Here is a 25,572-nt window from a genome sequence, read left to right on the forward strand (position 1 = left end):
ACCCCCGCCGTCACGTAGCTCGTTCGAGGAGGGGTCCCGGGTTTGCGAGACTGTGGCGGTGAGCAGCGCAGCCCCCACCCCACGAGTCATCGCCGTCGTCGGCCCCACCGCGGCCGGAAAGTCCGATCTGGGCGTCTTTCTCGCTCAGCGTCTCGGCGGCGAGGTCGTCAACGCCGACTCGATGCAGTTGTACCGAGGGATGGACATCGGTACCGCCAAGCTGACGCCCGAGGAGCGCGGCGGTGTCCCGCACCACCTGCTGGACATCTGGGACGTGACCGTCGCCGCCAGTGTCGCCGAATACCAGCGCCTCGCACGCGAGCGGATCGACGCGCTGCTCGCCGAGGGACGCTGGCCGGTCCTGGTCGGCGGCTCCGGCCTGTATGTCCGGGGAGCCGTCGACAACCTGGAGTTCCCCGGCACCGATCCCGAGGTCAGGGCCCGCCTCGAGGAGGAGGTCACCCTGCGCGGCTCCGGCGCCCTGCACGCCCGCCTGGCCGCCGCCGACCCCGAGGCCGCGCAGGCGATCCTGCCCAGCAACGGCCGCCGTATCGTCCGGGCCCTGGAGGTCATCGAGATCACCGGCAAGCCTTTCACCGCCAACCTGCCGGGCCACGACTCCGTGTACGACACCGTGCAGATCGGCGTCGACGTGTCCCGCCCGGAGCTGGACGAGCGCATCGCCCGCCGGGTCGACCGGATGTGGGCGGCGGGGCTCGTGGACGAGGTGCGCGCGCTGGAGGCGCACGGCCTGCGCGAGGGGCTCACGGCATCGCGCGCGCTGGGCTATCAGCAGGTGCTCGCGGCGCTCGCCGGGGAGTGCGGCGAGGACGACGCTCGTGCCGAGACCGTGCGCGCCACCAAGCGCTTCGCGCGCCGCCAGGATTCTTGGTTCAGGCGCGATCCGCGGGTGCACTGGCTCAGTGGGGCTGCGGCGGATCTCACAGAACTTCCGCACCTCGCACTGGCGTTGGTCGAACGACCGGTCACAGCCTGATCACGTCATGGCATCGGGACGCTCCGGCCGTCATCCAGGCCTCCGGCGCCGTGCCATCATCGAGCTTCGATCGACCAAGTGGAGCCGAGTTGGGAGGGCGCGTGGCGATGGAGGCCGGCCCTCGCGACCCCGCACAAGGCGCGGGACACGTCACAGGTGACGGTGGCGAAGCGGAGCACGACGAGGACCGTCTGAGCCCGGACGGGCCCGACGAGACACAGGGCGGTGTGACCGCCGACGGACCCGGACCGGACGAGATGTTCCTCGGGCCCGAGGTCGAGGTCGAGCTCCGCCCGCAGCGCCGCCTTCGTATCTGGCAGCTCGCTCCGATCGTGGTCCTGGCGGCACTCGGCTCCCTGATGTTCGCCTTTCCGCTGGCGTTCGACTTCGGCGACAGCGGAGCCGTGATCGCCATGCTGGGGCTGCTCATCTGCTCCTGCGCGGCGGGTTGGGGCATGATGGCCGCGCGCCGGGTGGGTTACACGGCGCCGGGCCTGGGCGAGGGCCGACGGGACTGGCGGGTCGTGCTGGCGTACGTCGTGATGGTGGTCGTCGTGATCGTGCTCGCCGTATGGCGAGTGGCCCGCCTGCGCTAGGGCGACGCCGGACGGGCTGGGTGTGCCACCCCGTACGATCGGGGAATGAGCACGCGGATCGCCTTCCTCAAGGGGCACGGGACCGAGAACGACTTCGTGATCGTCCCCGACCCCGAGAACGTCATCGACCTCTCCCCGGCCGCCGTCACCGCCCTGTGCGACCGGCGTGCGGGCATCGGGGGTGACGGGCTGCTGCACGTAGTACGGTCCGCCGCGCATCCCGAGGCCAAGGGTATGGCGGCCGAGGCCGAGTGGTTCATGGACTACCGCAACGGCGACGGCTCGATCGCGGAGATGTGCGGCAACGGGGTGCGGGTCTTCGCGCGCTATCTGCAGCGGGCCGGACACGTGTCCGAAGGGGACCTCGTCGTCGCCACGCGCGGGGGCGTGAAGAGCGTGCACATCGCCAAGGACGGTGACGTCACCGTCGGTATGGGCAAGGCACTCCTCCCGGAAGGGGAGGTCGCTGTGCGGGTGGGTGAGCGCAGCTGGCCCGCGCGGAACGTGAACATGGGCAACCCGCACGCGGTCGCCTTCGTGGATGATCTCGCGCACGCGGGGAACCTGTCCACCGCGCCGCCGTTCAGCCCCGCCTCCGTCTTCCCGGACGGGGTCAACGTCGAGTTCGTGGTCGACCGGGGCCCGCGACACGTCGCGCTGCGTGTGCACGAGCGCGGCGCCGGTGAGACCCGCTCGTGCGGCACGGGCGCGTGTGCTGTCGCCGTGGCCGCCGCTCGGCGGGACGGCGACGACCCGGCCGTGACCGGGTCCCCCGTGACGTACACCGTCGATGTGCCCGGTGGGCGCCTGATGATCACTGAGAGGGTCGACGGTGAGATCGAGATGACGGGACCCGCGGTGATCGTCGCCGAGGGCGAGATCGACACGGAGTGGCTGGAAATCGCAGTAGGCTGAAGTGGTCGAGGGCTGGATTCGCAGACCATACGTGGTGTGAGATGCGGAATCGTAGCCTCTGAGTCCGGTATGGCTCGAAATCCTGGCTGACTGCAGATCGGGTGGCCCGTAAGTGTAGGCGTCCGAACCATCGCTCGAATGGGTGATCCGTTTCACGCTCGACGAGAGGTGGTCAGTCCCGCGTGATGGGCTCGGTAGCATCAAGCACCGGCCCGGACGGGGGAACAACGCCATCCCCTGAGCCGCCGTCCGCCATGGGGCATCCCGTCCGCCGGTCCAGGTAGCCGGAGGTGCCCATGAGTGCGGAGGCCACGAATCCCGCGAGCCCAGGTGCTGTGTCGTCCTCGCTGGAACCGGGCGGACCCCCGTCGCCCCGCCGGCGGACCCGCCCGCGGATCGACCTGCGCCGACTGGGCAGAGCGGCGTTCCTCGGCTCCGCGACCCGCGACCGGCTGCCCGACGCCATCGGCCATGTGGCCGAGGCACATCGCGCCCACCACCCCGACGCCGACCTGGAACCGCTGCGCCGGGCCTACGTCCTGGCCGAGTCCTCGCACCGCGGCCAGATGCGCAAGAGCGGCGAGCCGTACATCACCCACCCGCTCGCCGTGACCCTGATCCTCGCCGAACTCGGCGCGGAGACCACGACCTTGACGGCATCTCTGCTCCACGACACCGTCGAGGACACCGATGTGACGCTGGATCAGGTCGGCGAGGAGTTCGGCGCCGAGGTCCGCTTCATCGTCGACGGTGTGACGAAGCTGGAGAAGGTCGACTACGGCGCCGCCGCCGAGCCCGAGACCTTCCGCAAGATGCTGGTCGCCACCGGGAACGACGTCCGCGTGATGTCGATCAAACTCGCCGACCGGCTGCATAACATGCGCACCCTGGGCGTGATGCGCCCCGAGAAGCAGGAGCGCATCGCCAAGGTGACCCGGGACGTGCTCATCCCGCTCGCCGAACGGCTCGGAGTCCAGGCGCTCAAGACCGAACTGGAAGACCTCGTCTTCGCGATCCTGCACCCCGAGGAGTACCGGCACACCCGGGAGCTGATCGTCGGCAACGCGTCCCGCGCGGACGACCCGCTCGCGGAGATCGCCGACGAGGTACGCGCGGTACTGCGCGATTCGGGCATCCAGGCTGAAGTCCTCATCCGGCCACGGCACTTCGTGTCCCTGCACCGTGTGGCCCGCAAACGCGGCCGGCTGCGCGGCTCCGACTTCGGGCGGGTCCTGGTCCTCGTCAACGAGGACGCCGACTGCTACGGCGTACTGGGCGAGCTCCACACCTGTATGACGCCCGTCGTCTCGGAGTTCAAGGACTTCATCGCCGTACCCAAGTTCAACCTCTACCAGTCACTGCACACCGCGGTCGCCCGTGCGGACGGTCAGGTCGCCGAAGTCCTCATCCGTACCCACCAGATGCACAAGGCCGCCGAGGCCGGCGTCATCGCGCTCGGTAATCCCTACGCTCCTCCTTCGGAGGAGCAGAGCGACACGGCACGGGCCGACCTCGACGGCGACGGCGAGCGCATCGACCCCACCCGGCCCGGCTGGCTCTCCCGTCTGCTCGACTGGCAGGAGGCCGCGCCCGACCCCGACACCTTCTGGTCCACCCTCCGCGAGGATCTCGCCCAGGACCGCGAGATCACCGTCTTCCGGGCCGACGGGGGCTCGCTCGGGCTGCCCGAGGGCGCGAGTTGCGTGGACGCGGCGTACGCGCAGTACGGCGAGGACGCGCACGCCTGTATCGGCGCCCGGGTCAACGGCCGGCTGGCGACGCTGAGCACGGTTCTGCGGGACGGGGACACCGTCCAGCTCCTCATGGGGCAGGATCCGGCCTCCGAGCCCTCCAGGGAGTGGCTGGAGCACGCGCGCACACCCGTCGCCAGGATCGCCATCCAGCGCTGGCTGGCAGCCCATCCGGCGCACAGCGATCCGGCGGACGCACCCAGGCCCTCCGGCGGCCTACCGGAAGCCGAGGAGACCCCCGCCGAGGCCGCCCGCGCGGCCGCCGACGCCCGCTCGGCCCAGGACGGTTCCGCCGCGTCCCCGGCCGCCGCGACCGCCGTCGTCGACCAGCCCGGCGCGACCGTACGTCTCGCCGGCTGCTGTACACCCGTACCGCCCGACGAGGTCACCGGCTTCGCCGTGCGCGGGGGAGTGGTGACCGTCCACCGGGTGGAGTGCGCCGGGGTGGCGCACATGAAGAGCACGGGGCGCGCGGAGGTCGGTGTGCACTGGGGGGACACCACCGAGGCCCGGGTCACCCTGGTCGCCGAATCGTTCGGGCGGCCCCATCTGCTGGCCGACCTCACCGAAGCCATCGCCCTGGAGGGCGTCGCGATCGTCTCGGCGACCGTCGAACCCCCCACCCAGCAGCGCGTACGCCACACCTACACACTCCAACTCCCGGACGCGGCGCATCTTCCGGCCCTCATGCGGGCCATGCGCAATGTGCCGGGCGTGTACGACGTGACCCGGGCTCAGCATCACGTGGCGGTTCCCTGAGGTACCCGTTCGGGTGGCCCCGGCGCGAGTCGTCGTCGTCCGGTGGGCGGACGCTGGTAGCGGTGGGGCATGCTGCTCAACCCCCGTACCCGGTTCAAGTCGGCGCTGCTCGCCTCCGCCGTCTCCGTCTGCCTCGTCGCCGCGAGTGCCCCGGCGGCACCCCTGGGCGTCGGCGACCGCCTCTTCCCGCACCTGGGCAACCCCGGGTACGACGTGGCGTCGTACGACCTGGCCTTCAGCTACCCCGGAACCAACAGCAAGCCGCTGTCCGCCGTCACGACCATCGACGCCTGGACCACCGCCGCGCTCGAACAGGTCAACCTCGACTTCTCCCACGGCACGGTCGGTTCGGTCGAGGTCGACGGTGAGCCGGCGCCGTTCACCAGTGCGGGCGAGGACCTGGTGGTGACGCCCCGGGCGCCGCTGCCCGCCGGGAGCTGGATGCGGATCACGGTGCGGCACACCAGCGATCCCGTGTCCAAGGCAGGCCGGGACGGGGGCTGGGTGCGGACCAAGGACGGACTCGCGATGGCCAACCAGGCCGACGCGGCACACCTGGTGTTCCCGTGCAACGACCACCCCTCGGACAAGGCGATGTTCACCATCAGGGTCACCGCCCCGAACGGCTACACGGCGGTGGCCAACGGTCTGCCCGCGGGCGTCGACCGGGTCGGCAGGGCCACGACCTGGACGTACCGCACCCAGCACCCCATGGCCACCGAACTGGCCCAGGTGTCGATCGGCCGCTCCACCGTGGTGCACCGCACCGGGCCGCACGGACTGCCCGTACGTGATGTCGTCCCCACCAAGGACCGTGCGCTGCTGGAGCCGTGGCTGAAGAAGACGCCCGCGCAGATCGAGTGGATGGAGAGCAAGGTCGGCCGCTACCCGTTCGAGACGTACGGGGTGCTCATGGCCGACGCGTCCACCGGCTTCGAACTGGAGACACAAACCCTCTCTCTCTTCGAGAGAGACCTGTTCACCGAGCCCGCGTACCCCGAGTGGTACGTCGACTCGATCATGGTGCACGAACTGGCCCACCAGTGGTTCGGCGACAGCGTCAGCCCGCGCACGTGGTCCGACCTGTGGCTCAACGAAGGACACGCCACCTGGTACGAGGCCCTCTACGCGGAGGAGAAGGCCGGCCGACCGCTGGTGGACCGGATGAAGGCGGCGTACGGCGCCTCCGACCGCTGGCGGGCCGCCGGGGGGCCACCCGCCGCCCCCAAGGCGCCCAAGCCGGGACAGAAGATCGGGATCTTCCGCCCGAACGTCTACGACGGGTCCGCCCTCGCCCTCTACGCCCTGCGCCAGGAGATCGGCCGCCCGGCGTTCGAGCGGCTGGAGAAGGCGTGGGTGGCGCTGCACCGGGACGGCATCGCGGGCACCGCCGACTTCGAGCGACTCGCCTCCGACATCGCCGGGCGGGATCTGAGCGCGTTCTTCCAGGCCTGGCTGTACGCGGAGAAGACGCCGCCCATGCCCGGGCACCCGGACTGGAAGTCCGCCGCTCCCGCGGCATGACGCCGCGGAATAACACCGTGACGAGACGGGGCGTGCCGTGCGACCATCTTCAGGTCGGCGGCGCTGCCCCCGGCCTCACGGACGGGTTCCGGGAATCTCCCGGGGCGCTCGTGCGTTGTGATCAGTGACGGCGCACACTCTGTCGCCGCACACGGATTCCCCATCGACGTAAGGACCCAATGACCTCCTCTTCTTCCCCTTCACAGGACACTGAGCGCCTCGCGCACACCTACTCCGAAGGTCTTCGGGCCGATGCCCTGATGGAAGAGGACGTCGCCTGGAGCCACGAGATCGACGGAGACCGGGACGGCGACCAGTTCGACCGTTCCGAGCGCGCGGCCCTGCGCCGCGTGGCGGGCCTCTCCACCGAGCTCGAGGACGTCACCGAGGTCGAGTACCGCCAGCTCCGGCTGGAGCGGGTCGTGCTCGTCGGCGTCTGGACCACGGGGACCGTCCGGGACGCGGACAACTCGCTCGCCGAGCTCGCCGCCCTGGCGGAGACCGCGGGCGCGCTCGTGCTCGACGGCGTCGTCCAGCGCCGCGACAAGCCCGACGCGGCCACGTACATCGGCTCAGGCAAGGCCAACGAGCTGCGGGACATCGTCATCGAAACGGGTGCGGACACCGTCATCTGCGACGGTGAACTGAGCCCGGGCCAGCTGATCCACCTCGAAGACGTCGTCAAGGTCAAGGTCATCGACCGTACGGCCCTGATCCTCGACATCTTCGCCCAGCACGCCAAGTCCCGGGAGGGCAAGGCACAGGTCGCGCTCGCGCAGATGCAGTACATGCTGCCGAGGCTCCGCGGCTGGGGTCAGTCGCTGTCCCGTCAGATGGGCGGCGGCAAGGGCGGCGGCCTAGCCACCCGTGGTCCCGGTGAGACCAAGATCGAGACGGACCGGCGCCGGATCCGCGAGAAGATGGCGAAGATGCGCCGGGAGATCGCGGAGATGAAGACCGGCCGCGACATCCAGCGGCAGGTGCGCCGACGCAACAAGGTGCCGTCGGTCGCCATCGCGGGGTACACCAACGCAGGCAAGTCATCGCTGCTCAACCGCCTCACGGGCGCGGGCGTCCTGGTCGAGAACTCCCTGTTCGCGACCCTCGACCCGACCGTGCGCCGGACCGAGACCCCTGGCGGGCGCCTCTACACGCTGGCGGACACCGTCGGCTTTGTACGGCACCTGCCCCACCACCTCGTCGAGGCGTTCCGCTCCACGATGGAGGAGGTCGGCGACTCCGACCTGATCCTGCACGTGGTCGACGGTTCGCACCCCGTGCCGGAGGAGCAGCTGGCCGCCGTGCGCGAGGTGATCAGGGACGTCGGCGCCACCGGCGTACCCGAGATCGTCGTGATCAACAAGGCGGACGCGGCGGACCCGCTGACGCTCCAGCGGCTGATGCGGATGGAGACGCGTTCGATCGCGGTGTCCGCCCGTACCGGTCAGGGCATCGAGGAACTGCTCGCGCTGATCGACAACGAGCTGCCCCGGCCCTCGGTCGAGATCGAGGCTCTCGTGCCGTACACCCACGGCAACCTGATTGCCCGTGCCCACACCGAGGGCGAGGTGATCTCCGAAGAGCACACCGCGGAGGGCACGCTGCTGAAGGCGCGAGTGCACGAGGAACTGGCGGCGGAACTGTCGCCGTATGTTCCGGCGGCCGCTGTGCTTTAGGCTCTGCCGGCGGGTGCATCGCCGTGCGGGGCCGATGTGTCCGGCCGCGCCCCTGAGCAGGCCCCCATGCCTTGGGCATGGGGGCCTGTCGCGTCACTGGGCGGCGAATTTCGCGCTGACCTCGTCGTACACGCCCTTCGCCACCTCGCCCAGCCGCGGACCCGCCAGCCAGCCCGAACTCACCGGGCCGATCGAGGTGTTGGAGACCAGGGCCGGGTTGCCTTCCGAGCCAGTGGCGACCCAGCCGCCGCCCGAGGAACCGCCGGTCATGGTGCACCCGATCCTGTACATCGTCGGATCCGACCTGACGATCGACAGCCTGCCCGGCCTGTCCTGGCACTGGTACATCGTCTCGCCGTCGAACGGAGCCGCCGCCGGATACCCGGTCGCGGTGAGGCTCCCCACCTGCGGGACGGCGGGCGCGTCGAAGTCCACCGGCAGGGCCGAACCGACCGTTTCCTCCAGCGACCTGCCGTCGCCGCCCTTCTCGGGCGTCACATGGATGACCGCGAAGTCGTACGGTGCTCCGTCGCCACCCGTCGAACCGCCCTGCTCGATCCACTGGTCAGAGGTCTGCGCCCAGTCGCCCCACCAGAGGCCGTAGGGAGCGATCTCCGCGCGCGGAGCTTTCCCCACCTCGGCACTCGACCTGCCCGAGTTGTTGTACGACGGCACAAAGGCGATGTTGCGGTACCAGCCGCCCTTCTTGCCGGCGTGCACGCAGTGGCCCGCCGTCCAGACGAGGTTCGACTTCCCGGGGTGGGCGGGGTCCTCCACCACCGTCGCCGAGCAGACCATCGTGCCCTCGGGGCCGTCGAAGAACACCTTGCCCGCCTCGGGCGCGTTGGCGTGGTAGCTGGGGGGGACGGCCTTCGCGTCCACCGCTTTCGGCGTCGGGTCGGAGACGCCCTGGTCACCCGAGAGGTCGCTCCCGTCGACGCTCTTCTGCGGGTCGTCGGCGTCCCGCATCCGGTCCGTGTCCCAGAGGCCCTCGATGATCGGGTTGACGTAGTCCTCGGCCTCGCGGAGCCAGTCGTCCTTGTCCCAGTTCTTCCAGGCGCCGTTCTTCCACTCGTCGATGTCGATCCCGTGCTCTTTGAGCTTGTCCTTCAGCCCGTCCGGGATCGTGATCTTTCCGGCACCGTCGTCGGCCGCGGAGGAAGAGGCCTGTGCGCTCGCGTCGGAGCCTCCGGAGTCGGAGCCGCAGGCGGTGGCGGTGAGCGCGAGCACCACGGCGAGGCCGACGGCGGCCGGCACGGGGGAGGTACCGCGACACGCGCCCCTCCCACGGCGGGCGATGAAGGGTGGGCGTATCGGTCGCATGATCTGAGTCCCCCTGGGGTGGTCGAACCGTGTGCTGTCCCCGCACGCCACCACACACTATGCGGTCGCTGTGGGTGGCAGCCGACGGAACGGCAACGGTTTCGCTACGGGCTCTTCGGTCTGCCGATCGTCGGGCGAGCCGTCGATGTGACGCCTGTTCACGGCTGTTCCGGGAGCGCTGACGTGTGGGCACCGTCTCCGCAACGATCTTGAGGTGACCCGTGACTCCTGTGGGGCGTCGGGTGTTGGTAACGGGAGCGGTGTATCGGCGAGTTGGTGGCTGGCGGGGCGGTGGAGCAGTGGAGCAACAGGGAGTTGGGGCCTTGGGGCTGTGGGAGTCCAGGAAGGAGGGGGCGCACGCGGGAGCACGGGAATTCCGGACAACCGTGGGAGTGGACGCGGACGTCGACTCGTGCGCGGGCGCGCGCGGAGCGCACGAGGGGATTCTGCGGCGCCAGTCGGCGCGCGAGTCGGCAGCACGCACCTACGCGCGCGCCCTCCCGATCGTCCCCGTCCGGGCACGTGGGCTGACGATCGAGGGCGCCGACGGCCGCCGCTACCTCGACTGCCTCTCGGGCGCGGGGACACTGGCCCTCGGGCACAACCATCCCGTGGTGCTGGAGGCCATCCGCAGAGTTCTCGACTCGGGGGCGCCGCTGCACGTCCTCGACCTGGCGACCCCCGTCAAGGACGCTTTCACCACCGAACTGTTCAGCACCCTGCCGCCCGGGCTCGCTGACCGCGCGCGCGTGCAGTTCTGCGGACCGGCCGGGACGGACGCGGTGGAGGCAGCGTTCAAACTCGTGCGCGCCGCGACTGGCCGCACCGGCCTGCTCGCCTTCACGGGCGCCTACCACGGCATGACCGCCGGTTCGCTCGACGCCTCCGGCCACGCCGCCGACGTACGGGTCGCCCGGCTGCCCTTCCCCCAGGACTACCGCTGCCCCTTCGGGACGGGCGGTGACCGGGGCGCCGAACTCGCCGCCCGCTGGACCGAGTCCGTCCTCGACGACGTCAAGTCGGGCGTGCCGTTGCCCGCCGGGATGGTCCTCGAACCCGTGCAGGGCGAAGGCGGGGTGATCCCCGCGCCGGACGCCTGGATGCGGCGTATGCGACGGATCACCGAAGCACGGTCGATCCCGCTGATCGCCGACGAGATCCAGACGGGGGTCGGCCGCACCGGCACGTTCTGGGCGGTGGAGCACAGCGGGGTCACCCCAGACGTGATGGTGCTGTCCAAGGCCATCGGCGGCAGCCTGCCGCTGGCAGTCGTGGTCTACCGCGACGACCTCGACGTCTGGGAACCCGGCGCCCACGCGGGCACGTTCCGCGGCAACCAGCTCGCCATGGCCGCCGGTACGGCCACCCTGGCATACGTCCGCGAACACGGCCTGGCCGAGCGCGCGGCCGCCCTGGGAGCCCGCATGCTCTCCCAGCTCCGGCAGTTGGCAGCGGAGTTCCCGATCATCGGTGATGTACGCGGTCGGGGACTGATGATCGGGGTGGAACTGGTGCAACCCGGGGCGGAGTCCGGCGCCGGCCCCGGTGACCAAGGCACCGATGTGGAGGTCTTCCCCGGCCCGGCCGGCGGCGGGCCGCTTCCCGTCGCGCCCGAACTGGCCGCCGCCGTACAGCGGGAGTGCCTGCGCCGGGGCCTGATCGTCGAACTCGGCGGACGCCGACGGAGCGTCGTCCGCCTGCTGCCGCCCCTGACCATCAGCGACGAACAGGCCGTCGCCGTACTCGACCGACTGGCCGACGCCGTGACGGCGGTGGCTCGCGGCCACACCGGCGGTCGCCCACATGCCACCCACTGCGAGCGAGCGGGGTAGCCCGGCCCGCCGCCAGGCCGTACCACCTACGGTTCGCCCCCGCCGCACGCGCACCCGAACAACCTCACGAGGAACCGTCTTGAACAGCAGCACCTCCGTACCCGAAGGCCGTTCCCGCCCCACCGCCGCGCGAGTCCCCGGCGACACGCTGCCGCCGAGCGGGCGGGCCAGGGAGACGGTGCCCCGGCAGAAGACAGCAGCCGCGGGCGATGAGCGGTCGCGCGGCGCCACGGCCGATCTCCTGGAGCATCTCGATCCACACACCGCGGCCCAGGCCGCCGCCACCGAGAACCTGCTGCGCTGCTGGGTACGGGAGAACAATTTCACCGCCCCCGACGACGGCACCCTCCGCATCCCCCTCCCCACCAGCGGCACCGCCCTGCTGGCCCCGGTCCACTACTGGTCCCCGACCGGCTGGCACCGCTTCGGCCTCCCCCACCTGGCCGACGCCCCCGCAGGAGCACCGGCCGCCGACGCCGTGACCGTCGCGACACTGCTGGCGAGGGAGGCGTACGAGGGCCCGGCGCCGACCGCGACCGACACCGGCCCGGTGACCGAGGCACCCTCGGCCGACATGGACGGCACCTCTGCGGCAGCCGATACCTCAGCTGCACGACCTGCCGCCCCCGCCGTCCTGCTCCCCGACGCCATAGACCTGGTCGCACGTGTCGCCGACTCCGTGCGCCGAACCGCCACCTTCATCAGCGACCGTCGTGCACAGCCGGCCGACGGCCCCGACCTTTTCCTCGCCGCAGAGCAGGCGCTGCTGCTCGGTCACCCGCTGCATCCGACCCCGAAGAGCCGTGAAGGGCTCGCCGAGTCCGAAGCCCGGCTCTACTCACCGGAGTTGCGCGGCTCCTTCCCGCTGCACTGGCTGGCGGTCGCCCCCTCCGTACTCGCCACGGACTCCGCCTGGACCGACCGCGGCCGTCCCATCCGCGCCGAGCAGCTCACCGGGCAGCTCATCGGCGCCGCACTGCCTCTGCCCGACGGCTACGCGGCCCTTCCCCTGCACCCCTGGCAGATCCGCGAGACCCGGCACCGCCCGCAGATCGCGGCCCTGTTCGAAGCCGGTCTGCTCCGCGACCTCTGCACCCATGGCCCCGCCTGGCACCCCACCTCCTCCGTGCGCACCGTCCACCGCTCGGGCGCCCGCGCGATGCTGAAGCTCTCGCTGGGGCTGCGCATCACAAACTCCCGGCGCGAGAACCTCCGCAAGGAACTCCACCGGGGCGTCGAGGTCCACCGGCTGCTGCGCGGTGGACTGGCCAAGCAGTGGCAGTCCACGCACCCGGGCTTCGACATCGTCCGCGACCCGGCCTGGCTCGCCGTCGACGACCCGGACGGCCGCCCCGTCCCCGGCCTCGACGTGGTGATCCGCCATAATCCGTTCCACCCGGCGGACGACGTGTCCTGCATCGCCGGACTCGTCTCGCCCCGGCCCCACGCCCACCTGGGCGACCCGGCCGACGGGCAGCCGGAGGGCCCGATCCTGCGGTCCAGACTGGCGGGGGTCGTCACACGGCTCGCCGGACGAACCGGGCGTCCCCGTGGTGCCGTCGCCACCGAGTGGTTCCTGCGCTACCTGGAAACCGTCGTACGGCCCGTGCTCTGGCTGGACAGCGAGGCAGGCATCGCCCTGGAGGCCCACCAGCAGAACACCCTGCTCCTGCTGGACGGCGAAGGCTGGCCCCGGGGAGGCCGCTATCGCGACAACCAGGGGTACTACTTCCGCGAGTCCCGGCGCGCCGAACTCGACGCCCGACTCCCCGGCATCGGCGAACAGAGCGACACGTTCGTCTCCGACGAGGTCACCGACGAACGCTTCGCCTACTACCTCGGCATCAACAACGTCCTCGGCCTCATCGGCGCGTTCGGCTCCCAGCGCCTCGCCGACGAGCAGCTGCTGCTCGCCGCCTTCCGGCGCTTTCTCGCAGACATCGCGTCCGGTCCCGCCCGACTGAGCACGTCGCTGCCCGGCCGTCTGCTGGACTCACCCGTTCTGCGCTGCAAGGCCAACCTGCTCACCCGGTTGCACGGTCTCGACGAGCTCGTCGGCCCGGTCGACACCCAGTCCGTCTACGTCACCATCGCCAACCCCCTCCACCCCTGACGCCCCCCGCCCCTCTGACAACACCGGCCCCTTCCACTCCCCGAGGAACATGACCCACCCCATCCCCTGAGAGGAGCGTCCAGTGCCTCCTGCCGACGCCCGTACCGACATCCGACCCGCTCCGACCACGGAGAGCCACGCCGATTTCCGCACCGGTGGCGACAGCGAGGACACGCTGGAACTGCGCCTGCCCGACGAGTTCGTCGCGTTGTTCGCCGACGACGGCAGGGCGGCGGACACGGTCGCCCCGTCCGATGACGACCTCCTCGACCGCATCGGGGAATGGGGACCGAGCCTCACGGCCGCAGGCTCGTTCCAGCTTGTCCCCGTGCAGGTCAGGCGTGATATCCCGTTGATCGGCCGCTGGATGAACGACCCCACCGTCGCCACCTTCTGGGAGCTCGCCGGCACCGAGTGTGTGACCGAGGCCCATCTGCGGTCCCAGCTCGACGGTGACGGAAGCAGCGTGCCCTGTCTCGGCGTGCTGGAAGGAACCCCGATGAGCTACTGGGAGATCTACCGCGCCGACCTCGACCCGCTGGCCCGGTACTATCCCGCTCGTCCCCATGACACCGGGGTGCACCTTCTTCTCGGCGGTGTCGCCGACCGGGGGCGAGGCCTGGGCAGCATCCTGCTCAGAGCCGTCGCCGACCTCGTACTCGACAACCGTCCTTCCTGCGCGCGCGTGCTCGCGGAACCCGACCTGCGGAACACACCCTCCGTGTCAGCCTTCCTGAGCGCCGGCTTCCGGTTCTCCGCCGAGGTCGACCTGCCCGCCAAGCGGGCCGCTCTCATGGTCCGGGACCGGGTCCTTCGCGATGCGCTGTAGACCCCTTCCACCACTCCTGGTCCCACTGTGCGCTCCGGTCTCGATCACCCGATTGTCAGTGCCGCCCCGTAGGGTGGTCGCGCTATGACGAAGCCCTCACTCCCCGAACTCCTGCATGCTGCCGTCACCGCTGTCGGCGGTACGGAGCGCCCCGGCCAGGTGACCATGGCCGAAGCCGTCGCGGAGGCGATCGACGACGGTTCCCATCTGCTGGTCCAGGCAGGCACCGGCACCGGAAAGTCGCTCGGCTACCTCGTGCCCGCGCTCGCGCACGGGGAGCGGGTCGTTGTCGCGACCGCGACCCTCGCGCTGCAGCGCCAGCTCGTGGAGCGCGACCTGCCACGCACGGTCGACGCACTGCACCCGGTGCTGCGCCGCCGCCCCGAGTTCGCGATGCTCAAGGGGAGATCGAACTACCTGTGCCTGCACCGCCTCCACGAGGGTGTGCCGCAGGACGAGGACGAGGGCCTCTTCGACCAGTTCGAGGCGGCGGCGCCCACCAGCAAGCTGGGCCAGGACCTGCTGCGCCTGCGTGAATGGTCGGACGAGACCGAGACCGGTGACCGTGACGGCCTCACTCCCGGAGTTTCCGACCGGGCCTGGGCGCAGGTCTCTGTCTCCTCCCGTGAGTGCCTGGGTGCCTCGAAGTGTGCGTACGGAGCCGAGTGCTTCGCAGAGATGGCCCGCGAGCGCGCCAAACTGGCGGAAGTGATCGTCACGAACCACGCGCTGCTCGCGATCGACGCCATCGAGGGCGCGCCCGTCCTCCCGCCGCACGAGGTGCTGATCGTCGACGAGGCGCACGAACTGGTCTCGCGGGTCACCGGAGTGGCCACGGGCGAGCTCACTCCGGGCCAGGTCAACCGCGCCGTGCGCCGTGCGGCGAAGCTCGTCAACGAGAAGGCAGCCGATCAGCTCCAGACCGCGGCCGAGGGCTTCGAGCGGGTGATGGAGCTGGCCCTGCCGGGACGTCTGGAGGAGATCCCGGAGGATCTCGGCTACGCGCTGATGGCACTGAGGGACGCCGCCCGCACGGTGATCTCGGGGATCGGTGCGACTCGCGACAAGTCGGTCCAGGACGAGGACGCGGTTCGCAAGCAGGCGCTGGCCTCGGTGGAGAGCGTGCACGACGTCGCGGAGCGGATCTCGAACGGCTCCGAGTGGGACGTCGTCTGGTACGAGCGGCACGACCGCTTCGGAGCCTCCCTGCGGGTGGCCCCCATGTCGGTGTCGGGTCTCCTCAGGGAGAAGCTCTTCACGGACCGCTCCGTCGTCCTGACCTCGGCGACGCTCAGACTGGGCGGCGACTTCAACGGCGTCGGGGCCTCCCTGGGCCTCGCCCCGGAGGGCACGGCGGGCGACGATCTCCCGCACTGGAAGGGCGTCGACGTCGGCTCGCCATTCGACTACCCGAAGCAGGGCATCCTGTACGTCGCGAAACACTTGGCGCGCCCCGCGCGCGACGGTGACCGCGGGGACATGCTGGACGAGCTCACGGAGCTGATCCAGGCGGCGGGCGGGCGCACGCTCGGCCTGTTCTCCTCGATGCGGGCGGCCCAGCTCGCCGCGGAGGAACTCCGTTCCCGCATCCCCGAGTTCCCCATCCTCCTCCAGGGCGAGGAGACGCTCGGCGAGTTGATCAAGAACTTCGCGGCCGACCCGAAGACCTGTCTGTTCGGCACGCTGTCGCTCTGGCAGGGCGTCGACGTCCCGGGCGCCAGCTGCCAGCTGGTCGTCATGGACAAGATTCCGTTCCCACGCCCTGACGACCCTTTGATGAGCGCTCGCCAGAAGGCCGTCGAGGACGCCGGGGGCAACGGCTTCATGGCCGTAGCCGCCACCCACGCGGCGCTGCTCATGGCCCAGGGCGCCGGCCGTCTGGTACGGGCGACGGGCGACCGCGGTGTGGTCGCCGTACTGGACCAGCGGCTGGCCACCGCGCGGTACGGAAGCTACCTGAAGGCGTCCCTCCCGGACTTCTGGTACACCACGGACCGCAGTGTGGTCCGTCGATCACTGGCGGCGATCGACGCGGTGGCGAAGCAGACGGAGACGACCGAGCCTGCCGGGGAAGAGGTCGAGCAGGCGGAGGAAGCGTAGACATCACTGTGCGGGCCGCCGACTTCGGTCGGCGGCCCGCACAGTGACGCACCCGAATACCTGGATTCAGGGACAAACACAGGGCCCCGGAACCGGCGCAGGGGTTCCGGGGCCCGGTCAGGGGCGGGTCCGTACGACCCGCCTCCCGCAACTCTCACACGCGGCGGAGGACCGCCACCACCTTGCCGAGGATCGTCGCCTCGTCGCCGGGGATCGGCTGGTACGCGGAGTTGTGCGGGAGAAGCCAGACGTGGCCGTCCTCGCGCTTGAAGCGCTTGACGGTGGCTTCGCCGTCCAGCATCGCGGCCACGATGTCGCCGTTCTCGGCGACCGGCTGGCGGCGTACGGTGACCCAGTCGCCGTCGCAGATCGCGGCCTCGATCATCGAGTCGCCGACGACCTTCAGGACGAAGAGCTCTCCGTCACCCACCAGTTGGCGGGGGAGGGGGAACACGTCCTCAACCGATTCCTCGGCGAGGATGGGTCCGCCGGCGGCGATACGTCCCACAAGTGGCACGTACGACGCGGCGGGCTTGCCGGCGGTGTCCGTGGGCTGCGCGGAAGCCCCCTGGTCGGAACCGCGTACCTCATAGGCGCGCGGGCGGTGCGGATCGCGCCGCAGGAATCCCTTGCGCTCCAGGGCCATGAGCTGGTGTGCGACCGATGACGTACTGGAGAGTCCGACCGCCTGCCCGATCTCGCGCATCGACGGCGGGTAACCGCGCCGTTGCACGGAGTCCCTGATGACCTCGATCACGCGCCGTTGCCGGTCGGTGAGTCCCGAGCTGTCCGCTCGGATTCCTGGAGGTCGCCCAGGGAGGGACCGCTTGGGTCCCTCGGGATTCGTGGCTTCGTTCATCGCATGCACCGGCTCGAGTCGGCCCTGGCGGTCCTGGGCAGTGATGGTGGCGCTGTCTGCGGTGGTGGTCACGTCGGCCCCTCTCGATGGTCTCCCGTGCAGGACAACGGTAGTTGCTTTCGAAAGGTTGCGCCAAACACACGTTCGAGTGAAAAATTACGGATGGCCTGCCGTGATCGGACGTTTGGGTGTATGGCTAACGCCGTGTCGCGCGGGCAAAAGGGCTCGTTGGCGTACCCTTCACCGCCGGGGTGGTGACCTCGTGGGCCGGTGCTCAAGTCTGCCACCTGGAACTCCGTCAGCCGGGAATCGGCCCCCGCTGCGCGCGGTTCTCACCGTATCTCCGCATGTTCCCCGGCGGTACGCCCGTGCCGAATCCGGGCTGCCGTGGCGGTGTGGCCGTACGGCACGTGCCAATACCGGTGCGACACGCGCGTACGCGGTGGATGTACGGGCCAATCCCCACATCTAGTGGTTGGATTGCGGCAGTAGCCCAGAAGTTGTGGTCCCCCGGGTCTTCGGTCCCTCGGACATCACCTATGCTGGGGGCTGCTTCGAGGGGCTCAAGGGCTCTTGCGAGGCTATTGAGTCTGCTGTGAGGGAGGGTTGGAGAACATGCACTGCCCCTTCTGCAGGCACCCCGACAGCCGCGTCGTCGACAGTCGTACGACCGACGACGGCACGTCGATCCGCAGGCGCCGCCAGTGCCCTGACTGCTCCCGCCGGTTCACGACCGTCGAGACGTGCTCGCTCATGGTGGTCAAGCGGTCCGGAGTTACCGAGCCTTTCAGTCGTACGAAGGTCATCAACGGTGTGCGCAAGGCATGTCAGGGGCGACCTGTCACAGAGGACGCACTCGCCCAACTCGGCCAGCGGGTCGAGGAAGCGGTGCGGGCCACCGGAAGCGCCGAACTGACCACCCACGACGTGGGGCTGGCCATACTCGGTCCGTTGCAGGAACTCGACCTCGTCGCGTACCTGCGATTCGCGTCCGTCTACCGGGCGTTCGACTCGCTGGACGACTTCGAGGCCGCCATCGCGGAGCTCAGGGAAGCGCCGCGCCGCCCCGCCGTGGACGACGAAGACCCGGCTGTGGGGCGCCAGAAAGACGATCGCGGGTCCGTAGGGGCTGCTCAGGTCCCCGTGCCCGCCAACGCCGCCGACTGACCGGCGTGCCGGACCCGGACAGTGTGTTCGGGCCGGCCGGGGTGACGGCGATCCAAGACCTGCTGCGGACGGCATCGAGAGGTGCCCGCAGCGCAAGAAACAACACCGTGTCATGGGAACAACGTGACACTTCTGGGCGTTTTGCCCGATACAGGGAGGCGGCATGACAGAGACGGCGAGCGGTCCGGCACGGAGTTCCCGCGCCAAGGGGACGAAGGCGACCAAGGGCCTGCGCATCGAGCGGATCCACACCACCCCCGGCGTGCACCCGTACGACGAGGTCGAGTGGGCGAGCCGTGACGTCGTCATGACCAACTGGCGCGACGGCTCGGTCAACTTCGAGCAGCGTGGCGTCGAGTTCCCCGACTTCTGGTCGGTGAACGCGGTCAACATCGTCACCAGCAAGTACTTCCGCGGTGCTGTGGGCACCCCGCAGCGCGAGGTGAGCCTCAGGCAGCTCATCGACCGCATCGTGAAGACGTACACGAAGGCCGGTGAGGACTACAAGTACTTCGCCTCCCCGGCCGACGCCGAGATCTTCGAGCACGAGCTGGCGTACGCCCTCCTGCACCAGATCTTCAGCTTCAACAGTCCCGTCTGGTTCAACGTCGGGACCCCGCAGCCCCAGCAGGTCTCGGCCTGCTTCATCCTGTCCGTCGACGACTCCATGGAGTCGATCCTCGACTGGTACAAGGAAGAGGGCATGATCTTCAAGGGCGGCTCCGGCGCCGGCCTGAACCTCTCCCGGATCCGCTCCTCCAAGGAACTGCTCTCCTCCGGCGGCAACGCCTCCGGCCCGGTCTCCTTCATGCGCGGCGCCGACGCCTCGGCCGGAACGATCAAGTCGGGCGGCGCCACCCGCCGCGCGGCCAAGATGGTCATCCTCGACGTCGACCACCCCGACATCGAAAACTTCATCGAGACCAAGGTGAAGGAAGAGGAGAAGATCCGCGCCCTGCGGGACGCGGGCTTCGACATGGACCTGGGCGGCGACGACATCACGTCCGTCCAGTACCAGAACGCCAACAACTCGGTCCGTGTGAACGACACGTTCATGAAGGCGGTCGAGACGGGCGGCAAGTTCGGGCTCACCTCCCGGATGACCGGTGAGGTCATCGAGGAGGTCGACGCCAAGACGCTCTTCCGCAAGATGGCCGAGGCGGCCTGGGCCTGCGCCGACCCGGGCATCCAGTACGACGACACGATCAACCGCTGGCACACGTGCCCGGAGTCCGGGCGTATCAACGGATCGAACCCGTGCAGCGAGTACATGCACCTGGACAACACGTCCTGCAACCTCGCCTCGCTGAACCTGATGAAGTTCCTGAAGGACGACGGCAAGGGCCGCCAGTCCTTCGAGATCGACCGCTTCGCGAAGGTCGTGGAACTCGTCATCACCGCGATGGACATCTCCATCTGCTTCGCCGACTTCCCGACCCAGAAGATCGGCGAGAACACGCGCGCGTTCCGTCAGCTCGGCATCGGCTACGCCAACCTCGGCGCGCTGTTGATGGCGACCGGGCACGCGTACGACTCCGTGGGCGGCCGCGCCCTGGCCGGAGCCATCACCTCTCTGATGACCGGCACGTCGTACCGCCGCTCCGCCGAACTGGCCGCGGTCGTCGGCCCGTACGACGGCTACGCCCGCAACGCGCAGCCGCACCTGCGGGTCATGAAGCAGCACGCCGACGAGAACGACAAGGCCGTCCGTATCGACGACCTGGACACCCCGATCTGGGCCGCCGCCACGGAGGCCTGGCAGGACGTCGTCCGCATCGGCGAGAAGAACGGCTTCCGCAACGCGCAGGCGTCCGTCATCGCCCCGACCGGCACCATCGGTCTCGCGATGTCCTGCGACACCACGGGTCTTGAGCCCGACCTCGCCCTGGTCAAGTTCAAGAAGCTCGTCGGCGGCGGCTCGATGCAGATCGTCAACGGCACGGTCCCGCAGGCCCTGCGCCGCCTGGGTTACCAGGAGGAGCAGATCGAGGCGATCGTCGCCCACATCGCCGAGCACGGCCATGTGATCGACGCCCCGAGCCTCAAGCACGAGCACTACGAGGTGTTCGACTGCGCCATGGGCGAGCGGACCATCTCCGCGATGGGCCACGTCCGCATGATGGCCGCGATCCAGCCCTGGATCTCCGGCGCACTGTCCAAGACGGTCAACATGCCGGAGACGGCGACCGTCGAGGAGGTCGAGGAGATCTACTTCGAGGCCTGGAAGATGGGCGTCAAGGCACTCGCGATCTACCGCGACAACTGCAAGGTCGGCCAGCCGCTCTCCGTCAAGAAGAAGGACGACGAGAAGACCGCGGTGACCGTGAAGACCGAGGCGACGATCCGTGAGGCCGTCGAGAAGGTCGTCGAGTACCGCCCGGTCCGCAAGCGCCTCCCCAAGGGCCGCCCCGGCATCACCACGTCCTTCACGGTCGGCGGCGCCGAGGGCTACATGACCGCCAACTCCTACCCGGACGACGGCCTCGGCGAGGTCTTCCTGAAGATGTCCAAGCAGGGGTCCACCCTCGCGGGCATGATGGACGCCTTCTCGATCGCCATCTCGGTGGGCCTGCAGTACGGCGTGCCGCTGGAGACGTACGTATCGAAGTTCACGAACATGCGCTTCGAGCCGGCCGGGATGACGGACGACCCCGATGTCCGTATGGCCCAGTCGATCGTCGACTACATCTTCCGCCGTCTGGCGTTGGACTTCCTCCCCTTCGAGACGCGTTCCGCCCTCGGCATCCACTCCGCCGACGAGCGTCAGCGTCACCTGGAGACCGGCTCCTACGAGCCGACCGAGGAAGAGGTCGACATCGAGGGGCTGGCCCAGTCGGCGCCCCGCACCCAGGAGCTGAAGGCCGTCGCAGCCCCGAAGGCCGTCGCCACGGAGACGCCGGAGCCCGCGCTGCAGCAGGTCCACACCAGTGCCGAACTGGTGGAGATGCAGCTGGGCATCCACGCGGACGCCCCGCTGTGCTTCTCCTGCGGTACGAAGATGCAGCGGGCCGGGTCCTGCTATATCTGCGAGGGATGCGGGTCGACCAGCGGTTGCAGCTGACCTCGGCGGGCAGTCCCTGACCAGTGAGTGAGGAGGAGGGGCGCCGGCCATGTGCCGGCGCCCCTCCTCCGTCCTGCCGTGGCCACGTAACCTCCGTCCATGGACGACAGGTTGCAGCGTCACGACGCTGACATCAGCGAACTCCCGGGGGCTGCTCGGGCCGCCGCGCTCGACGCGCTGGTCGTGGATCTTCGTTCCCGGACCCCGCCGTGCGCGACGAGCGGGAGCTATGTCACGGCCGTCCGCTGGATACCCGGCCTCGACGCGGCGGAGCGTCGGTGGGTCGGGGACCGTACGGCTGGGCTGTTCGACGATCCCGGCGTTCAGGCGCGTGCGTTCGCTCCCCTTGCCCTTGCCCTCGCCCGGATCGTCGACGCGGGGGACTGGCGGCGGGAGTGGTGGGAGGCCTTCGCCGGGTGGTATCCCGGCGAGACCGATCTGCGCGGGTACGACCCTGTGCTCGGCTGGGTGCACGCCGCCGCGCACGGCGCTGATCTGCTGGCGGCTCTCGCGCGGCGCCCCCAGCAGGACCCCGAACCGTTGATCGAACTGGCCGTCGCGCGGGTTGGCCGACACCGGGCATGTCTTCGACGCCCAGGAGGATGACCGGATCGCTCGTGCGCTGACCCAGGTTCTGTGCCGGCCCGGTCTCGGTGTCGCCGATTCGGTGGGATGGCTGGAGGCTGTCTCGGCGGCGTTCCGGACGGGGGAGCCGTGGCCGGTTCCCCCGTGGGCCTCAACACCATGCGCACGCTGCGCGTGCTCTACCTGCTGGTTAACCGCGGACTGCTCGCGCCTGGAGGGGACGGCCCGCCGAGCACGGTCACCCATCGGCAGGCCGTACTCGATGCTCTGGCCGCCACCCTCGCCGTCGTCACTCCCTGTCTGCTCTCCCCTTCGGGCTGGGTCAGGCCTGACGGATGCGGCCCATCGCCCTGGTGAACGTCGAAGGGTCGTCCTCGAAGCCCTGGACGCCGGAGTGGAAGTCCCACGACCCGGCCTCGCCGCGGACGAACTCCGCGACCGTGGCCGCCGTCGACGCCAGAACGCCGCCGAAGTCGTCCTCGGCCAGGACGGTGTAGCCCTCCCGAATGCGCAGGCCGGGCTTGGGGACGCTGACGAACGTCCGATGCGTGGAGCGCTGCTGGATGATGACGCCGACCACCACGCGCGCGTACTGGGCGGCCAGGCGGTCGAACTCCAGTGTCATGACCTCGTCCCAGCCGAAGCCCTGGCCGTCCTTGCTGTCCCGGTTGAGCGTGATCGTGCCGTCCGGGGCACGGCTGTCGAAGTGCACCACATAGGCGGGATCGCCGTACGGATCGGTCGCCGGGTAGGTCGCGGCGACGATGTCGAGATCGGTGGGTGGCTGCCCCGCCGGACTGGGATCCCACTTCAGTGAGATTTCGGCCTTGCGGATCCCCTTGTTGAGGGCCTTCACAGAGTTCCCCTTCCCCGTTCCCCGGAAGTTGTCGCTTCAACTGCCGGTACATCACAGCTGGTTGTCCATCGTGCCACGCGAGCGGGGGCGCTCGCGCGGTCGCACTCCGCCCGAGCGTGACCGGCGCCACGCTCCGGGGCCTTACGATGGCGCGGTGCTGGTCAAGTGGATTCGCTGCACCGTGGTGGACCGCCGCGGTTTCGAACGGGGGCAGCGAAAGTGGGCGGGACTTCTGGGTGAGCCGGGATTCCGGGGGCAGGGCGGGGGCTGGAGCCGGGGGCGTCCCGGTGTGGCGCACGTCTTCGCCTTCTGGGAGAGCCGCGCCTTCTACGACTCCTTCATGGCCCGGTCCCATGACCGGCTCGCCACCGCCCAGTCGGGCACCTTCAAGGACCAGCAGGTCAAGCTCTTCGACCACCGTTTCGACGTGAAGACCGGCTTCGAGCCGCGCTTCACGGACTCCGACCTGGTGCGGGTGGCGCACTGCCGTGTGCACAAGGAGCGCGCGGAGCACTTCGCGCTGATGCAGGAGAAGGTCTGGAACCCCGCGATGGCGGGTTCGCCCGGCATGGTGCGCGGGCTGTTCGGCGAGGCGCCGGGGCACGAGTTCCTGATCCTGTCGATGTGGCGGTCGGCCGCAGAGCACGGCAAGTACCGGGCCGAGCGCGTGGAACGGCTGGCGCTGCGGGCCCAGCTGGAGGCGGACGTCGCGGCTCTCGCGGGTGACATCGTCGAACTCGAACCCAGCTGGATAGTCTGAGATCCGGGCCCCGTGTGCTCCAGCGCGCACGACTTGTGTGACATACGCCGTATAACAGCCCTGTGAGTGTCCGCCCGGCGCCGACCCGATCTAGGGTTTTGGCATGGTAAGACCACGGCGCATCGTCCTTGTCCGGCACGGCGAGTCAATGGGCAATGCCGATGACACCGTCTACGAACGCGAGCCCGACCACGCTCTCGCCCTCACCGAACGCGGCCGGCGGCAGGCGGAGGAGACGGGCAAGCGGCTGCGCGAGGTGTTCGGGCAGGAGCAGGTCAGTGTGTACGTCTCCCCATACCGTCGTACGCACGAGACCCTGCGCGCGTTCCGCCTGAACGCCGACCGCATACGCGTACGCGAGGAGCCCCGGCTGCGCGAGCAGGACTGGGGCAACTGGCAGGACCGGGACGACGTACGGCTGCAGAAGGCGTACCGGGACGCGTACGGGCACTTCTTCTACCGCTTCGCCCAGGGGGAGTCCGGCGCCGACGTGTACGACAGGGTCGGCGGCTTCCTGGAAAGTCTCTACCGCAGCTTCGAGGCCCCCGACCATCCGCCCAACGTGCTGCTGGTGACCCACGGACTGGCCATGCGGCTCTTCTGCATGCGCTGGTTCCACTGGACGGTCGCGGAGTTCGAGTCGCTGTCGAATCCGGGGAACGCCGAGATGCGGATGCTCGTTCTCGGGAGTGACGGCAGGTACACCCTTGACCGGCCGTTCGAGCGCTGGCGTGATCCGGAATCGTATGGAATCACCGGATAGGGTGGCACGGCGATGACGACTGTTTCCTCTCCCCGTGAGCGCTTGGGGCGCGCCCTGACCAGCCTGCGTGGGCTCGCGGTGGGGGACGCGCTGGGCTCGCAGTTCTTCGTGCCCGCCAATCACCCGCTGCTGAAGCTCCGGGAGCTGCCGCCCGGCCCCTGGCAGTGGACGGACGACACGGAGATGGCGTGCTCCGTGGTGGCCGTGCTGGCCGCGCACCACCGCATCGACCAGGACGCGCTGGCCCGTTCCTTCGCGCAGCACCACGACTTCGACCGCGGGTACGGCCCTGCGGTGAACCGGCTCCTGAGGCTGGTCCGGGAGGGCGGCGACTGGCGGGAGCTGGCGTCCGCTCTGTTCAACGGACAGGGTTCCTGGGGCAACGGCGCGGCCATGCGCATCGCTCCCCTTGGCGCCTGGTACGCGGACGACCCGGAGCAGGCCACCCACCAGGCGGAGATCTCGGCCTACCCCACGCACCAGCACCGTGAGGCCGTGGTCGGCGCCATGGCCGTCGCCGCGGCCGCCGCGCTGGTCGCCGCTCCGGGCGGCCCGTCGACCCCCGGCGCACTCCTCGACGGTGTCATCGCGCTCGTCCCGAGTAGCGCCGTCGCCGCCGGGCTGAGGCGCGCCCGGGACATGCTCGACTACGCCGACGCGGGCACGGTCGCGGCCGTACTGGGCTGTGGCCGGCGTACGTCGGCGCACGACACCGTGCCGTTCGCGCTCTGGTCCGCCGCGCGCGCCCTGGGTGACTACGAAGAAGCCTTCTGGGTGACGGCCCAGGCAGGCGGCGACGTGGACACGAACTGCGCCATCGTGGGCGGCGTACTCGCCGCGGGGAGAGCGGGGACGCCGCCGTCGGCGTGGCTGGAGCGGACGGAAACGCTGCCGGAGTGGGTCCCGACGGGGTTGTAGCCCTGCCGTGCGGTTCCTGGCGCGGGCGGGCTGAGAGCCCTGCCTTGTGCGAGGGTGCGGCCCCGGTGAGGTGCCGCGCAGCCGTGCGCCGGCTGTTGACGTGGCTGCCGGAGCGGCACCAGGGCGCGGGACGGCGCCCGAACGAGCGAACCCCCTGCCGCGCACAGCAGTGCCGTACGCCGCTCCGG

The 25,572-nt window shown here is 70.0% G+C and carries 19 protein-coding genes; 16 read left to right on the top strand and 3 right to left on the bottom strand.

Annotation, left to right across the window (positions count from 1 at the left end; translation table 11 throughout):
* Positions 1 to 58: 58 nt before the first annotated feature.
* From miaA to hflX, 6 genes are all read left to right on the top strand, one after another.
* Positions 59 to 997, top strand: coding sequence for a tRNA (adenosine(37)-N6)-dimethylallyltransferase MiaA (gene miaA, locus RB628_RS09280; protein ID WP_318319837.1), 939 nt, complete (start codon positions 59 to 61; stop codon positions 995 to 997).
* Positions 998 to 1,104: 107 nt separating this feature from the next.
* The gene (locus RB628_RS09285) at positions 1,105 to 1,593 is read left to right on the top strand and encodes a hypothetical protein (RefSeq protein WP_318319838.1); all 489 of its coding nucleotides are present in this window, start codon (positions 1,105 to 1,107) and stop codon (positions 1,591 to 1,593) included.
* A 45-nt stretch (positions 1,594 to 1,638) separates the two neighbouring features.
* Positions 1,639 to 2,508: a diaminopimelate epimerase gene (dapF, locus tag RB628_RS09290; protein ID WP_318319839.1), complete on the top strand. Its 870-nt coding sequence runs from the start codon at positions 1,639 to 1,641 to the stop codon at positions 2,506 to 2,508.
* Positions 2,509 to 2,804: 296 nt separating this feature from the next.
* Positions 2,805 to 5,018 carry a RelA/SpoT family protein gene (locus RB628_RS09295; RefSeq protein WP_318319840.1) on the top strand — a complete coding sequence of 738 codons (2,214 nt, stop codon included), beginning with the start codon at positions 2,805 to 2,807 and terminating at the stop codon, positions 5,016 to 5,018.
* Between the two features lie 69 nt (positions 5,019 to 5,087).
* A complete protein-coding gene (locus RB628_RS09300) occupies positions 5,088 to 6,542 on the top strand; it encodes a M1 family metallopeptidase (RefSeq protein ID WP_318319841.1) in 1,455 nt (484 codons plus the stop codon).
* A 179-nt stretch (positions 6,543 to 6,721) separates the two neighbouring features.
* Complete coding sequence (hflX, locus tag RB628_RS09305; RefSeq protein ID WP_318319842.1) at positions 6,722 to 8,218, top strand: GTPase HflX; 1,497 nt, start codon at positions 6,722 to 6,724, stop codon at positions 8,216 to 8,218.
* Positions 8,219 to 8,311: 93 nt separating this feature from the next.
* Here hflX and RB628_RS09310 read toward each other — a convergent pair whose 3' ends face one another.
* Positions 8,312 to 9,541 (bottom strand): hypothetical protein, encoded by a 1,230-nt coding sequence (locus RB628_RS09310; protein ID WP_318319843.1) that lies wholly within the window; start codon positions 9,539 to 9,541, stop codon positions 8,312 to 8,314.
* A 386-nt stretch (positions 9,542 to 9,927) separates the two neighbouring features.
* On the opposite strand from RB628_RS09310, the gene RB628_RS09315 reads away from it, so the two are divergent.
* The 4 genes from RB628_RS09315 to RB628_RS09330 all read left to right on the top strand — a co-directional run bounded on the left by RB628_RS09315 (position 9,928) and on the right by RB628_RS09330 (position 16,415).
* Positions 9,928 to 11,373, top strand: coding sequence for a diaminobutyrate--2-oxoglutarate transaminase family protein (locus RB628_RS09315; protein WP_318319882.1), 1,446 nt, complete (start codon positions 9,928 to 9,930; stop codon positions 11,371 to 11,373).
* 79 nt (positions 11,374 to 11,452) lie between these two features.
* Entirely contained in the window at positions 11,453 to 13,486 is a 2,034-nt protein-coding gene (locus RB628_RS09320) for an IucA/IucC family protein (RefSeq protein ID WP_412180620.1), read from the top strand.
* Between the two features lie 82 nt (positions 13,487 to 13,568).
* Complete coding sequence (locus tag RB628_RS09325; protein WP_318319844.1) at positions 13,569 to 14,315, top strand: GNAT family N-acetyltransferase; 747 nt, start codon at positions 13,569 to 13,571, stop codon at positions 14,313 to 14,315.
* An 84-nt stretch (positions 14,316 to 14,399) separates the two neighbouring features.
* Positions 14,400 to 16,415: an ATP-dependent DNA helicase gene (locus RB628_RS09330; protein WP_318319845.1), complete on the top strand. Its 2,016-nt coding sequence runs from the start codon at positions 14,400 to 14,402 to the stop codon at positions 16,413 to 16,415.
* Between the two features lie 154 nt (positions 16,416 to 16,569).
* On the opposite strand, the gene lexA is transcribed toward RB628_RS09330, so the two are convergent.
* Entirely contained in the window at positions 16,570 to 17,346 is a 777-nt protein-coding gene (gene lexA / locus RB628_RS09335; protein WP_318319846.1) for a transcriptional repressor LexA, read from the bottom strand.
* Positions 17,347 to 17,889: 543 nt separating this feature from the next.
* On the opposite strand from lexA, the gene nrdR reads away from it, so the two are divergent.
* The 3 genes from nrdR (at position 17,890) to RB628_RS09350 (ending at position 22,108) form a co-directional block, all read left to right on the top strand.
* Positions 17,890 to 18,441, top strand: a complete 552-nt coding sequence (nrdR, locus tag RB628_RS09340; RefSeq protein ID WP_318319847.1) for a transcriptional regulator NrdR — start codon at positions 17,890 to 17,892, stop codon at positions 18,439 to 18,441.
* 163 nt (positions 18,442 to 18,604) lie between these two features.
* Positions 18,605 to 21,502, top strand: coding sequence for a vitamin B12-dependent ribonucleotide reductase (locus RB628_RS09345; RefSeq protein WP_318319848.1), 2,898 nt, complete (start codon positions 18,605 to 18,607; stop codon positions 21,500 to 21,502).
* A gap of 99 nt (positions 21,503 to 21,601) precedes the next feature.
* Positions 21,602 to 22,108, top strand: coding sequence for a DUF2785 domain-containing protein (locus RB628_RS09350; RefSeq protein ID WP_318319849.1), 507 nt, complete (start codon positions 21,602 to 21,604; stop codon positions 22,106 to 22,108).
* A gap of 301 nt (positions 22,109 to 22,409) precedes the next feature.
* Here the strand turns inward: RB628_RS09350 and RB628_RS09355 are convergent, their stop codons facing one another.
* The gene (locus RB628_RS09355) at positions 22,410 to 22,943 is read right to left on the bottom strand and encodes a TerD family protein (protein WP_318319850.1); all 534 of its coding nucleotides are present in this window, start codon (positions 22,941 to 22,943) and stop codon (positions 22,410 to 22,412) included.
* Positions 22,944 to 23,097: 154 nt separating this feature from the next.
* On the opposite strand from RB628_RS09355, the gene RB628_RS09360 reads away from it, so the two are divergent.
* The 3 genes from RB628_RS09360 (at position 23,098) to RB628_RS09370 (ending at position 25,384) form a co-directional block, all read left to right on the top strand.
* The gene (locus RB628_RS09360; protein WP_318319851.1) at positions 23,098 to 23,703 is read left to right on the top strand and encodes a YdbC family protein; all 606 of its coding nucleotides are present in this window, start codon (positions 23,098 to 23,100) and stop codon (positions 23,701 to 23,703) included.
* A gap of 103 nt (positions 23,704 to 23,806) precedes the next feature.
* A complete protein-coding gene (locus RB628_RS09365) occupies positions 23,807 to 24,466 on the top strand; it encodes a histidine phosphatase family protein (RefSeq protein ID WP_318319852.1) in 660 nt (219 codons plus the stop codon).
* Positions 24,467 to 24,478: 12 nt separating this feature from the next.
* Positions 24,479 to 25,384, top strand: coding sequence for an ADP-ribosylglycohydrolase family protein (locus tag RB628_RS09370; RefSeq protein WP_318319853.1), 906 nt, complete (start codon positions 24,479 to 24,481; stop codon positions 25,382 to 25,384).
* The last annotated feature ends 188 nt before the right edge of the window (positions 25,385 to 25,572 follow it).

Origin of the sequence: Streptomyces sp. ADMS (assembly GCF_033441795.1) — a bacterium.
Lineage (GTDB): Bacteria > Actinomycetota > Actinomycetes > Streptomycetales > Streptomycetaceae > Streptomyces.